The 12,969-nt window shown below is 65.7% G+C and carries 12 protein-coding genes; 6 read left to right on the forward strand and 6 right to left on the reverse strand.

The features are described from left to right. The 6 genes from tkt to pgl form a co-directional block, all read left to right on the forward strand. On the forward strand, positions 1-1,951 hold a 1,951-nt coding region (gene tkt / locus J7I79_RS05370; protein WP_214951159.1), incomplete at its 5' end, for a transketolase. 23 nt (positions 1,952-1,974) lie between these two features. Further along, the gene (gene tal, locus J7I79_RS05375) at positions 1,975-3,090 is read left to right on the forward strand and encodes a transaldolase (protein ID WP_214951160.1); all 1,116 of its coding nucleotides are present in this window, start codon (positions 1,975-1,977) and stop codon (positions 3,088-3,090) included. A gap of 6 nt (positions 3,091-3,096) precedes the next feature. Further along, positions 3,097-4,734, forward strand: a complete 1,638-nt coding sequence (locus J7I79_RS05380) for a glucose-6-phosphate isomerase (protein WP_214951163.1) — start codon at positions 3,097-3,099, stop codon at positions 4,732-4,734. Positions 4,735-4,749: 15 nt separating this feature from the next. Further along, complete coding sequence (gene zwf, locus J7I79_RS05385; protein ID WP_214951165.1) at positions 4,750-6,312, forward strand: glucose-6-phosphate dehydrogenase; 1,563 nt, start codon at positions 4,750-4,752, stop codon at positions 6,310-6,312. Beyond that, positions 6,309-7,250 carry a glucose-6-phosphate dehydrogenase assembly protein OpcA gene (locus tag J7I79_RS05390; protein WP_137322710.1) on the forward strand — a complete coding sequence of 314 codons (942 nt, stop codon included), beginning with the start codon at positions 6,309-6,311 and terminating at the stop codon, positions 7,248-7,250. Before zwf ends, J7I79_RS05390 begins: the two co-directional genes overlap by 4 nt. Further along, positions 7,240-8,058, forward strand: a complete 819-nt coding sequence (pgl, locus tag J7I79_RS05395; RefSeq protein ID WP_214951167.1) for a 6-phosphogluconolactonase — start codon at positions 7,240-7,242, stop codon at positions 8,056-8,058. Before J7I79_RS05390 ends, pgl begins: the two co-directional genes overlap by 11 nt. Here the strand turns inward: pgl and J7I79_RS05400 are convergent. From J7I79_RS05400 to J7I79_RS05425, 6 genes are all read right to left on the reverse strand, one after another. Beyond that, positions 8,029-8,406 carry an RNA polymerase-binding protein RbpA gene (locus tag J7I79_RS05400; RefSeq protein WP_104174188.1) on the reverse strand — a complete coding sequence of 126 codons (378 nt, stop codon included), beginning with the start codon at positions 8,404-8,406 and terminating at the stop codon, positions 8,029-8,031. The two genes, pgl and J7I79_RS05400, sit on opposite strands and share 30 nt — an antisense overlap. A 146-nt stretch (positions 8,407-8,552) precedes the next feature. Beyond that, the gene (gene secG / locus J7I79_RS05405; RefSeq protein WP_104174187.1) at positions 8,553-8,810 is read right to left on the reverse strand and encodes a preprotein translocase subunit SecG; all 258 of its coding nucleotides are present in this window, start codon (positions 8,808-8,810) and stop codon (positions 8,553-8,555) included. 49 nt (positions 8,811-8,859) lie between these two features. Continuing rightward, positions 8,860-9,675, reverse strand: a complete 816-nt coding sequence (tpiA, locus tag J7I79_RS05410) for a triose-phosphate isomerase (protein ID WP_214951169.1) — start codon at positions 9,673-9,675, stop codon at positions 8,860-8,862. 83 nt (positions 9,676-9,758) lie between these two features. After that, positions 9,759-10,985: a phosphoglycerate kinase gene (locus J7I79_RS05415; RefSeq protein WP_214951171.1), complete on the reverse strand. Its 1,227-nt coding sequence runs from the start codon at positions 10,983-10,985 to the stop codon at positions 9,759-9,761. A gap of 10 nt (positions 10,986-10,995) precedes the next feature. Further along, positions 10,996-12,006: a type I glyceraldehyde-3-phosphate dehydrogenase gene (gene gap / locus J7I79_RS05420; protein ID WP_104174184.1), complete on the reverse strand. Its 1,011-nt coding sequence runs from the start codon at positions 12,004-12,006 to the stop codon at positions 10,996-10,998. Positions 12,007-12,281: 275 nt separating this feature from the next. After that, a complete protein-coding gene (locus tag J7I79_RS05425) occupies positions 12,282-12,905 on the reverse strand; it encodes a superoxide dismutase (RefSeq protein ID WP_214951173.1) in 624 nt (207 codons plus the stop codon). Between the last annotated feature and the right edge of the window lie 64 nt (positions 12,906-12,969).

Genomic DNA, 12,969 nt, shown 5'->3' on the forward strand with positions numbered 1-12,969 from the left:
CGCGCGGAACCCGGACTGGATCGGCCGTGACCGGTTCGTCCTCTCCCCCGGCCACACGTCCCTGACGCTGTACATCCAGCTGTTCCTCTCCGGCTACGGCCTGGAACTGAAGGACCTTGAGGCACTGCGGACCTGGGGTTCGCTGACTCCGGGGCACCCGGAATACAAGCACACCGCCGGTGTGGAAATCACCACCGGCCCGCTGGGCCAGGGCCTGGCGTCCTCGGTCGGGTTCGCCTACTCCCAGCGCCGCCAACGCGGCCTGTTCGACGCCGATGCTCCCGCCGGCGCGTCCCCGTTCGACCACACCATCTGGGTCATCGCCTCCGACGGCGACCTGCAGGAAGGCGTCACGGCTGAGGCTTCCTCGCTGGCCGGCCACCAGGAACTGGGCAACCTCGTAGTGATCTACGACGAGAACCACATCAGCATCGAAGACGACACCGACATCTCCTTCACCGAGGATGTCCTCAAGCGCTACGAGGCCTACGGCTGGCACACCCAGCGCGTGGACTGGACCAAGACCGGTGAGTACGTCGAAGACGTGCAGGAACTGTACTCCGCGCTGGTTGCCGCGAAGGCCGAGACGTCCAAGCCGTCCATCATTTCGCTGCGGACCATCATCGGCTACCCGGCGCCGAAGAAGCAGAACACCGGCAAGATCCACGGCTCGGCCCTAGGCTCCGAGGAAGTCGCAGCCCTGAAGAGCGTGCTCGGCTTCGACCCGGCGAAGTCCTTCGACGTTGACCAGGAAGTCCTGGCGCACGCCCGCTCCGTGGTCGACCGCGGTGCCGCGGCCCGCAAGGAATGGGAAGAGTCCTTCAACGCCTGGCAGGCAGCGAACCCGGAGGCCGCTGAACTGCTCCAGCGCGTCGAAGCACGCGAACTGCCCGAGGGCCTGGACGCGGCCCTGCCGGTCTTCCCGGCCGGCAAGGACGTCTCCACCCGCGCCGCATCGGGCAAGGTCCTGAACGCGATCGGCCCGGTCATGCCCGAACTCTGGGGCGGTTCAGCCGACCTCGCCGAGTCCAACAACACCACCATCGAAGGTTCCCCGTCGTTCATCCCGGCGTCCCGCTCCACCGAGGCGTGGAAGGGCAACCCCTACGGCCGGGTGCTGCACTTCGGCATCCGTGAGCACGCCGCGGCCTCGATCGTGAACGGCATCGCCCTGCACGGGAACACCCGGGCGTTCTCCGGCACGTTCCTGATCTTCTCGGACTACCAGCGTCCGGCGATCCGGCTCGGCGCCCTGATGGGTGTCCCGTCGCTGTACGTGTGGACGCACGACTCCATCGGCCTGGGCGAAGACGGCCCCACCCACCAGCCGGTGGAACAGCTGGCCTCCCTGCGCGCCATCGTGGGCCTGGACGTGGTCCGCCCCGGCGACGCGAACGAGGTCGCTGCGGCATGGAAGACCATGCTGGAGAACCACGAAAACCCGGCCGGCATCGTCCTGACCCGCCAGAACATCCCCACCTACGCCCGCGGTGAAGGCGAAGCCGACGGCGACACCTTCGGTTCCGTTGCCGGCGTCGCGAAGGGCGGTTACGTCCTGGCCGAAGCGTCCAAGGACGGTGCTACCGTTCCGGCCGACGTCATCCTGATCGGCACCGGCTCCGAGGTCCAGCTGGCCGTCCAGGCCCGCGAAGCCCTCCAGGCCGAAGGCATCCCCGCCCGCGTCGTCTCCATGCCGTGCGTGGAGTGGTTCAACAAGCAGGACGCCGCCTACCGCGAGTCCGTGCTCCCCGCCGCCGTCAAGGCCCGGGTATCCGTCGAAGCCGGGCTCGCCCTGGGCTGGCGCGAATTCGTCGGCGACGCCGGCCGTTCCATCAGCCTCGAGCACTACGGCGCTTCCGCCGACTACAAGCGCCTTTTCCAGGAGTTCGGCATCACCGCGGAGGCTGTCGCCGCCGCCGCCAAGGACTCCCTCGCTGGCCTGCAGGCCTGAACCCGATCCAGGAGATACAAAAAATGACTACCCCCACACAGCAGCTCTCCGACGCCGGCGTCTCGATCTGGCTCGATGACCTTTCCCGCGGCCGCCTCGACACCGGCACGCTGGCCAAGCTCATCGAAGAGAAGAACGTCGTTGGTGTCACCACCAACCCGTCCATCTTCCACGCCGCCATCACCACCGGCCACGACTACGACACTGTCATCGCAGCCCAGGCAGCAGCCGGCGCCACCGTTGAAGAGACCGTCTTCGAAATCACCACCACCGACGTGGCCGACGCCTGCGACCTGTTCGCCCCCGTCGCCGCGGCAACCAAGGGTGTCGACGGCCGCGTTTCCATCGAGGTGGACCCCCGCCTCGCCTGGGACACCGCCGGCACCATCGCCGAAGCCAAGCACCTGTACAAGAAGGTCGCCAAGGACAACGTCCTGATCAAAATCCCGGCAACCCTGGAAGGCCTCGAAGCCATCACGGCCACCCTGGCCGAGGGCATCAGCGTCAACGTGACCCTGATCTTCTCGCTGGAACGCTACCGCGCCGTGATCAACGCCTTCCAGTCCGGCCTGGAACAGGCCAAGGGCAACGGCCACGATCTGTCCAAGATCCACTCCGTCGCGTCCTTCTTCGTCTCCCGCGTGGATGCCGAAATCGACAAGCGCCTCGACGCCATCGGCACCGACGAAGCCAAGGCCCTCAAGGGCAAGGCCGGCCTGGCCAACGCCCGCCTGGCCTACCAGGTCTACGAGGAGCTCTTCTCCACCGAACGCTGGGCACTGCTCGCCGAAGCCGGCGCCCTGCCGCAGCGCCCGCTGTGGGCCTCCACCGGCGTGAAGGACCCGGCCTACCCCGACACCCTCTACGTCACCGAGCTCGCCGCCCCCGGCGTGGTCAACACCATGCCGGAAAAGACCCTCGACGCCACCTTCGACCACGGCACCGTCACCGGCGACACCGTCACCGGCACCTACGCCGACGCGAACGCGACCCTCGACGCCCTGGAGGCGCTCGGCGTTTCCTACAACGACGTCGTGGCCCTGCTTGAGTCCGAGGGCCTGGACAAGTTCGTGGCCAGCTGGAAGGAACTGCTGGGCGACGTCGAAGGCGCCCTGGCCTCTGCACGGAAGGCTTCCTAACCCATCATGAGCACACTCAGCTACGACGCCACCGGCGCAGCCCGCCAGGCACTTGAGCAGCACCTCCCCGCCCTGCTGGAAGACCGGTTTGCCACCCGGATCTTCGCGAAGGACCATACCCTGTGGGGTCCGGACGCCGAGCAGGAATCCGCTATCCGGCTGGGCTGGGTCGAGGCGGCCACCGTCTCCCAGCCCCTGGTTGGCGACATCCTGGAACTCCGCGATGCGCTGAAGGCCGAAGGCGTTACGCGCATCGTCCTCTGCGGGATGGGCGGCTCCTCTCTGGCGCCTGAAGTCATTGCTGGCACCGCTGGCGTCGAGCTGACTGTGCTTGACAGCACCGACCCTGAACAGGTCGGTGCCGCACTGATGGACCGCCTGGCCGAGACGGCAATCGTTGTGTCGTCCAAGTCCGGCTCCACCGTGGAAACCGATTCGCAGCGCCGGATCTTCGAGCAGGCTTTCACCGATGCCGGCGTGGATGCGAAAAGCCGCATCATTATCGTCACCGACCCGGGTTCGCCGTTGGACAAGGCTTCCCGGGAGGCCGGCTACCGCGCCGTGTTCAACGCCGACCCCAACGTCGGCGGCCGATTCTCGGCGCTGACCGCCTTCGGCCTGGTCCCCTGCGGGCTGGCCGGTGTGGACATTCAGGCTTTCCTGGATGAGGCCGAGGAAGCAGCCGAGGTCCTCAACGAGGACGCCCCTGAAAACATCGGCCTTGCCCTTGGCACGGCCCTGGGCGGCACCAACCCGCTACGCAACAAGATCGTCATCGCGGAGGACGGGTCTGGCATCGTCGGCTTCGCCGACTGGGCCGAGCAGCTCATCGCCGAATCCACCGGCAAGCTGGGCACCGGAGTACTACCGGTCGTGGCCGGTCCGTCCGCACCGGAGGTCACCTCCGGTGCAGCGGACGTCCTAGTCGTGCGGCTGGTAGCGGCCGACGCCGACGACGTGAAGCTCGGCGAGAACGAGGTCGCCATTGCCGGCGGCCTGGCCACGCAGATGATGGTGTGGGAATTCGCGACGGTAGTGGCCGGCCGGCTGCTGGGTATCAACCCCTATGACCAGCCCGACGTCGAGGCCGCCAAGGTGGCCGCCCGCGGCCTGCTGGACGCACAGCCGGAACCGACCCCCGCCAACTTCGTCGACGGCGCCATCGAGGTCCGAGGCGGCGACTGGCTGGGAGATGCCGCCACGGCCTCTGCCGCCGTGTCCGCCCTGCTCTCGCAGCTCGCTGACGACAGCTACCTCAGTGTCCAGGCCTACTTCGACCGCCTGGCGTACGCCCCGTTCGAAGACGTCCGCGACCAGCTCGCCGCCGTCAGCGGACGCCCGGTGACGTTTGGCTGGGGCCCGCGCTTCCTCCACTCCACCGGCCAGTTCCACAAGGGCGGACCCGCTATCGGCGTGTTCCTGCAGGTGACGGCATCATCCGCCACGGACCTGTCCATCCCGGAGCGTCCGTTCACGTTCGGTGAGCTGATCTCGGCACAGGCCACCGGCGACGCCCAGGTCCTCAGCGAACACGGACGTCCGGTCCTCCGCCTGCACCTCACGGACCGCGCCGCCGGCGTCAAGCAGCTGCAGGACATCATTTCAGCGCTTGCCGGCCAGGCAGCATCCCACACTGAAAGCTAAGGCACCGAAGCAACCATGCCAGAAACTGAAAACGGCAGCAGGAAGTCAGCAGGGCGGGGCCGCAACCCGTTGAGGGACCCGCGGGACCGCCGGCTGAACCGCATTGCCGGCCCCTCCTCGCTGGTCCTCTTCGGGGTGACCGGCGACCTTGCCCGCAAGAAGCTCATGCCTGCCGTGTATGACCTGGCCAACCGTGGCCTGCTGCCGCCGAGCTTTGCCCTGGTGGGCTTCGGCCGGCGGCAGTGGGATAACGAGGACTTCGCCGCCGAAGTCAAGTCATCGGTCCAGGCGTACGCCCGTACCCCGTTCGACGAGGCAGTCTGGAACCAGCTGTCCGAAGGTATCCGCTTTGTCCAGGGAGAATTCGACGACGACGACGCGTTCGAGCGGCTCGGCGACACGATCGATGAACTCGACGCCCACCGCGGAACGCGCGGCAACCACGCGTTCTACCTGTCGATTCCGCCGAAGGCGTTCGAACAGGTCTGCCGGCAGCTGTCCAAGCACGGCCTGGCACAGGCCGAGGGTGACAAGTGGCGGCGTGTGGTCATCGAGAAGCCGTTCGGGCACGACCTCGAATCGGCCCGCCAGCTTAACGACATCGTGGAGTCGGTCTTCCCGCCGGACGCCGTGTTCCGGATCGACCACTACCTGGGCAAGGAAACGGTCCAGAACATCCTGGCGCTGCGCTTCGCCAACCAGCTGTTCGAGCCGCTGTGGAACGCGAACTATGTGGACCACGTCCAGATCACCATGGCCGAGGACATCGGCACCGGCGGCCGGGCAGGCTACTACGACGGTGTGGGCGCGGCCCGGGACGTCATCCAGAACCATCTGCTCCAGCTCCTGGCCCTCACGGCCATGGAGGAACCCATTTCCTTCAACGCGGACGACCTCCGCGCGGAAAAGGAAAAGGTCCTGGCTGCGGTCAAGCTCCCCGATGACCTGTCCACGCATTCGGCCCGCGGGCAATTCGCCGGCGGCTGGCAGGGCGGCGAGGAAGTGCAGGGATACCTGGCGGAAGAGGGCATTCCGGCTCATTCGACCACGGAGACCTACGCGGCCATCCGGGTGGACATCCACACCCGGCGCTGGGCCGGTGTGCCGTTCTACCTCCGGGCCGGCAAGCGCCTGGGCCGCCGCGTGACGGAAATCGCCGTGGTCTTCAAGCGCGCGCCCAACCTTTTGTTCCGGGATCACGCCGACGACGACTTCGGCCAGAACGCCGTGGTGATCCGGGTCCAGCCTGATGAGGGCGCCACGATCCGGTTCGGCTCGAAGGTCCCGGGAACGCAAATGGAAGTCCGCGACGTGACCATGGACTTTGGCTACGGGCACTCGTTCACCGAGTCGAGCCCGGAAGCCTACGAACGGCTCATCCTGGACGTGCTGCTGGGCGAACCGCCGCTGTTCCCCCGGCACGCCGAAGTGGAACTGTCCTGGAAGATCCTGGACCCCTTTGAAGACTACTGGGCAAGCCTCGGTGAACAGCCGGAGCCCTACGCGCCCGGAAGCTGGGGCCCCGCCTCCGCCGACGAGCTCCTTGCCCGCGACGGACGAACCTGGAGAAGGCCATGATCGTAGATCTTCCCGACACAACCACCTCGAAAATATCCAAGAAGATCATGTCCCTGCGCGAGCAGGGCGGCGTGATCGCCCTGGGCCGAGTGCTGACCCTTGTGGTGGTCACCAAGTCCGGGCTGGAAGAGGAGGCCATCGAAGCGGCCAACGAAGCCAGCCGGGAACACCCCTGCCGGATCATTGTCCTGGCCGACGCCGGTGCCAAGGCCCCGACCCGGCTCGACGCCCAGATCCGAGTGGGCGGCGACGCCGGCGCGTCCGAGGTCATTGTGCTCCGCGGCTACGGGGAACTGGCCGAGGAAAGCGAATCCCTGGTCGCCGCGCTGCTGCTCCCCGACGCGCCGATCGTGGCCTGGTGGCCGCACGGGGCGCCCAAGAGTGCCTGCGAGACCTCCATCGGCCGGATCGCCCACCGCCGGATCACCGACTCGGCCAACGAGGAGGACCCGCAGCGGGCCCTGGACAACATCCGCAACACCTACAAGGCCGGCGACACCGACCTCGCCTGGACCCGTCTGACCAACTGGCGGATCCAGCTGGCCGCGGTCCTGGACCAGGTCGATTCCTCGCCCGTCACGGCAGTAGCCGTGGAAGGCGCCTCGGACTCCCCCAGCACCCTGCTCCTGGCAGCATGGCTGACCCTGTCCCTGGACGCCCCCGTCACCATCGTGGCCGACCCGGCCGGCACCGGCATCCGCCGCGTCCGGCTGAGCCGTGCCAGCGGCGACGTCCAGCTGTTCCGCCCGGGACTGTCCGTGGCCGAACTGACCCAGCCCGGACAGCCGGCGCAGCGCATCTCGCTGCCGCGCCGCAGCCTCCGCGACTGCCTCGCCGAAGAACTCCGCCGGCTCGACCCGGACGAAGTCTTCGGTGAAGTGATTACTATTGGACTGCCCCGTACAAATCTAAGGAGTGTCCGTCCCAGTGAGCGCTGATCCCCGAGTAAGCATCCACCCTGACTCATCCGTCCTGATGGCGGCCATTGCGGCGCGGCTCATCACCAAACTCGTGGATGTCCAGGACAAACACGGTGAGGCGACAGTGGTGCTCACGGGCGGCACTGTGGGCATCGGAACCCTCAAGGCGGTTGCTGACTCCGCGGCGGCGCCGGCCGTGAACTGGTCGAAGGTCAACTTCTGGTGGGGCGACGAGCGCTTCGTTGGCAGCAGCGACAACGACCGCAACACCCTCCAGGCCCACGAGGCGCTGCTGTCCCGTATTCCGGTGGAGCCGGAACGGGTGCACCAGCCGGGGTCCACGGACGACTTCGACAGCCCGGAGGAGGCTGCGGCTGACTACGCGCGCCGCCTGGCCGAGGCGGCAGCCGCGGAGCACGCGGCCGACATGTCCGATGACCGTCCGGAGAGCCCGGGCACGCTTCCCAGGTTCGATGTGGTTCTGCTCGGTGTGGGCCCGGATGCCCATGTGGCCTCGCTGTTCCCCGAGCAGGCGGGCATCCGCGAGAAGGAGCTCACTGTTGTGGGTGTCCGGAATTCGCCCAAGCCGCCCCCGGAACGGATTTCCCTCACCCTGCCCGCGATCAACACCGCCAGTGAAGTCTGGATGGTTGTTGCAGGCGAGGACAAGGCCGGTGCCGTCGGACTGGCCCTGGCGGGCGCAAACCCCGTTCAGGTCCCGGCGGCAGGACCCACCGGACGCTCACGGACCCTGTGGCTCATCGACGAGAACGCCGCTTCACGGGTTCCCGAGCAGCTAGTCCGAAAAGGTCCCGCGGGCTCTTAGCCGTTCCAGCGCTCCAGCCAGTACGTCTTCGGCGTCCTGGCTGGAGCGTCGTTCTTTAACGTACTCAAGGTGGCTCTTGTAGCCCTCGTCGGGATGGTGTGGAAGCTCCGCCGGGGACTCGTCCCGCGTGGCGGTACCACCGCAGCGGCGGCAGTCCCACACGACCGGGATCTGGTCTTCCGGGAGCTTAATGAAAACAGGCCGCGTCTCGTGTCCCTTGGCGCACCAATAGGAAACACGAATACGCGGCAACCGCTCGCCGACAAAATCATTTGGCTGGATTTTGGGGGCTGACCCCTCTGTTACACCCACGCGGGTTCCCCGAAACCCTGAAGTAGCATGCACCATCGGGAACTCCTGGCTACTCGACTGACGGACTGTTGCAGGCAACAGCCACAGTTTAGTTCGGAGTTCCCGACGGCGGCAGGGCCGTTAGTACCGGTCGTGTAAATTCCCGGAAAATTCCGGGCCCGGTGTGTTTCCGGCAGAAACTGCTAGGAGTCCCCGCCCGAGGAAAAGCGCATCAGCAGGCCGAGGGCGATGATAACTACACCCCATGTGATGCCGAGGATAACCGTGAACCTGTTTAGGTTCCGTTCCGCCACACCTGACGAGCTGAGGCCCGAGCTCATGCCGCCGCCGAACATGTCCGACAGACCGCCGCCCCGTCCCTTGTGGAGCAGGATGAGCAGCGTCAGCAGGAGGCTGGTGATGCCCAGGAGGATCTGCAGAATGACATGAAGAACGTCCACGACGGCCTTTCAGAAGTTGATGATTGCGGAGGTCAAGCCTGTGTCCGGACTAATCCGTCAGCAGGTGACTCTCGAACCTGACAATATTAGCAAACTCAGCGGGATCGAGGCTGGCCCCGCCAACCAACACGCCGTCAACGTCGCGTTCGTCCAGGATGGCCGCTACGTTGTTGGCCTTGACCGAACCGCCGTACAGCAGGCGGACCTTCGCAGCAACTTCGTCGCCGAACAGGGTGGTCAGTTCAGCGCGGATGGCTGCGCACATTTCCTGCGCGTCCTCCGGGCCTGCCACCTCGCCGGTGCCGATGGCCCAGACGGGTTCGTAGGCAACCACAAGGGCGGCTGCTTCTTCGGCCCCGAGGCCCTCGACGTCGGCGCGCAGCTGGTCCAGCGTGTGCTGGACGTGCGTGCCGGCCTGCCGGATCTCGAGGCCCTCGCCGACGCAAAGCACCGGCGTGACCCCGTGGCGGTAGGCGGCCTTGACCTTGGCGTTGAGGACGTCGTCCGACTCGTTGTGGATGGTGCGGCGTTCGCTGTGGCCCACCAGGACGTACTTGCAGCCCAGCTTGTTCAGGAACTGGCCCGAGATGTCACCGGTGTAGGCGCCGGAATCGAACTGCGACAGGTCCTGGCCACCGTACACAACTTCCAGCTCATCGCCCTGGACCAGGGTCTGGACGCCGCGAAGGTCGGTGAACGGGGGGAAAACAGCAACTTCAACGCGGCTGTAATCGTGCTTGGCATCGGACAGGGTCCAGGCCAGTTTCTGCAGCAGCGTGATGCCCTGGACGTGGTCCATGTTCATCTTCCAGTTGCCGGCAATGAGGGGCGTGCGGTCGAACTTGCCATTCGTTGACGTTGTCACGTGTTCTCCAAAAAGTGCTTGTCATGTGAACAGCCGGCAGGGCGCCCGAGATTTTCGGTAGGGCGCCCTGCCGGCTGGAGGATCTAGCGGTCCAGGACGCTGAGGCCCGGCAGTTCCTTGCCTTCGAGGTACTCCAGGCTGGCGCCGCCACCCGTGGAGATGTGACCGAACTGGTCGTCGGCGAAGCCCAAGGTGCGGACAGCAGCTGCGGAGTCGCCGCCGCCAACCACCGTGAAGGCATCCGCTTCCGTGAGAGCCTGGGCGATGGCACGGGTGCCGCCGGCAAAGGCTTCGAATTCGAAGACGCCCATGGGGCCGTTCCAGAACACCGTCTTGGCGCCCTTGATCCGGCTGGCGAACGCGGCGGCCGAGTCGGGCCCGATATCCAGCCCGATGCCCTGGGCACCGAAACTGCTGCCTTCGATGCCGTCAGCGGGGACGGTCTCGTGGTCTGCGTCCGCGGCGAACTTGCCCGCCACTTCAACGTCGGTGGGCACGATGAACTCGGTGCCGGCGTCGGCCGCCCGCTTCAGGTAGTCCTGTACCACGGGGATCTGGTCTTCTTCCAGCAGGCTGCCTGCCACCTTGTGGCCGGCCGCTGCGAGGAAGGTGAACAGCATGCCGCCGCCGACCAGGATCGTATCGGCCTTACCGATCAGGTTGTCGATGACCGCAAGCTTGTCCGAGACCTTGGAGCCGCCGAGGACCACAACGTAGGGCCGCTGGGTGTCGGTGGTGAGCTTGCGCAGCACCTCGACCTCCGTGTGCACGAGGTCGCCCTGGTACGACGGCAGCCGGGTGGCGACGTCGTACACGCTGGCGTGCTTGCGGTGGACGGCGCCAAAGGCGTCATCCACGTAGGCGCCGTTGTCTCCGGTCAGCGCAACCAGTTCATCCGCGAAGGCGCCGCGCTCGGCGTCATCCTTGCTGGTCTCACGGGCATCGAACCGGACGTTTTCAAGGACCAGTGCTTCGCCGTCCTGCAGCGACGCGGCAAGCTCCTTTGCCGAGGCTCCGACGGTGTCCCCGGCAAGGGTGACCTTGAAGGAGGCCAGTTCGGCCAGCCGCGTCGCGGCTGGCTTGAGGGAGTATTTTTCCTCCGGGGCGCCCTTGGGGCGTCCGAGGTGGGCTGTGACCAGCACGCGGGCACCGGCGTCCGTGAGCTTCGTCAGTACTGGCAGGGAGGCCTTGATGCGGCCGTCGTCAGTCACTTCAGAGCCGTCGAGCGGCACATTCAGGTCACTTCTAACCAGAATGTACCGCCCGCGGACACCATCAGCGATCAGTTCGTTGAGGGTGTGGAATGTCATGTGTCTAACCCTAGCCCAGCTTGGATGCGACGAGCTCCGTGAGGTCGACGAGCCGGTTCGAGTAGCCCCATTCGTTGTCATACCAGGAAACAACCTTGACCTGGTTGCCAATGACCTTGGTCAGACCTGAGTCGAAGATGGAGGAAGCGGGGTCGCCGACGATGTCCGAGGAGACGATCGGCTCATCCGTGTAGGTCAGGAAGCCCTGGAGTGCTTCGGACTCAGACGCCTTCTTCAGGGCCGCGTTGACTTCCTCAACCGTGGTCTCGCGCGAAACGGTGACCGTAAGGTCGGTTGCGGAGCCGGTGGGGACCGGTACGCGGATGGCGTAGCCGTCCAGCTTGCCCTTGAGCTCCGGGAGCACCAGGCCGATGGCCTTGGCCGCACCGGTGGAGGTGGGGACCATGTTGATGGCGGCGGCGCGGGCGCGGCGGAGGTCGTTGTGCGGGCCGTCCTGCAGGTTCTGGTCGGCCGTGTAGGCGTGAATCGTGGTCATCAGGCCGCGTTCGATGCCGAACTCGTCGTTGATGACCTTGGCCAGGGGGCCGAGGCAGTTCGTGGTGCAGGAGGCGTTGGAGATGATGTTGTGGGCTGCGGAGTCGTACAGCTCGTGGTTCACGCCCATCACGATGGTGATGTCCTCGTCGGAGGCGGGGGCGGAGATCAGGACCTTCTTGGCGCCGGCGTCGATGTGCTTCTGCGCTGCGGCAGCCTTCGTGAAGAAGCCGGTGGACTCGATGACGATGTCAACACCGAGCTCGCCCCACGGGAGGTTTGCGGGATCGCGCTCGGCCAGGACCTTGATGACGTTGCCGTTGACAACGATGTTGCCGTCCTTGACCTCGACGGTTTCCTTCAGGCGGCCGCCGACGGAGTCGTACTTGAGCAAGTGGGCCAGCGCTTCGGGGCTGGTGAGATCGTTGACAGCAACGATTTCAAGGTCCGCACCCTGTGCGAGTGCAGCGCGGAAGTAATTGCGGCCAATGCGGCCAAAGCCGTTGATACCAATACGGGTCGTCACTTTTTTAGTCTCCTTGGTGCTTGTAGAAGCACAACTAGTTAAGCGGGCGTTCAAGCCAACTAACAGATCCCGCACGCCATTGGGCAGAGATGATTACCAGATCGGAGGGCGACCAGCCACATTGCTGAAGGCTAACCGCCTTCCGTGATCCATCTTACGTTTAAGAAGGTCCGCCCCCGCAAGTGCGGGGGCGGACCGTCCACGATTCGGCCCGAAACGGCCCAAATGTGAACTTTGTTACATGTGGATGTCTTCCACATCACACCTGAACCGCATTACAGGGTAATGAGGCCCGTTGCGTTCTTGCGGGCACCTTCGAAGCGCTTGGCGACGTCGGCCCAGTTCACGATGTTCCAGAAAGCCTTGACGTAGTCGGCCTTGACGTTGACGTAGTCCAGGTAGAAGGCGTGCTCCCACATGTCGAGCATCAGCAGCGGGGTGGTGCCGAGCGCCACGTTGCCCTGCTGATCGTAAAGCTGCTCGATGACCAGGTTTCCGCCGATGGGCTCGTAGGCCAGGAAGCCCCAGCCGGAGCCTTGCAGGCCGAGGGCTGCGGCGCTGAACTGCGCGCGGAATGCGTCAAAGGAACCGAAGGCGTCGTCGATGGCTGCTGCCAGGTCCCCCTCGGGCTTGTCGCCGCCGTCCGGGGACAGGTTGTTCCAGAACACGGAGTGGTTGACGTGGCCGCCGGTGTGGAAGGCCAGGTCCTTCGAAAGGCGGTTGATGTTGGCGAAGTCGCCCTTTTCGCGTGCCTCGGCCAGCTGCGCCAGCGCGTTGTTGGCGCCGGCCACGTAGGCAGCGTGGTGCTTGCTGTGGTGCAGCTCCATGATGCGTGCGGAGATGTGGGGCTCCAGCGCTGCGTAGTCGTAGCTGAGTTCAGGCAGTACGTACTCGGTCACAAAATCCTCCAATGTCGTGGACAGGTTGTCCGGTTTGGTAACTCTCGGATTGTGCATCCGGATG

It is taken from the genome of Arthrobacter sp. ISL-69, assembly GCF_018613775.1.
Taxonomy (GTDB): domain Bacteria; phylum Actinomycetota; class Actinomycetes; order Actinomycetales; family Micrococcaceae; genus Arthrobacter.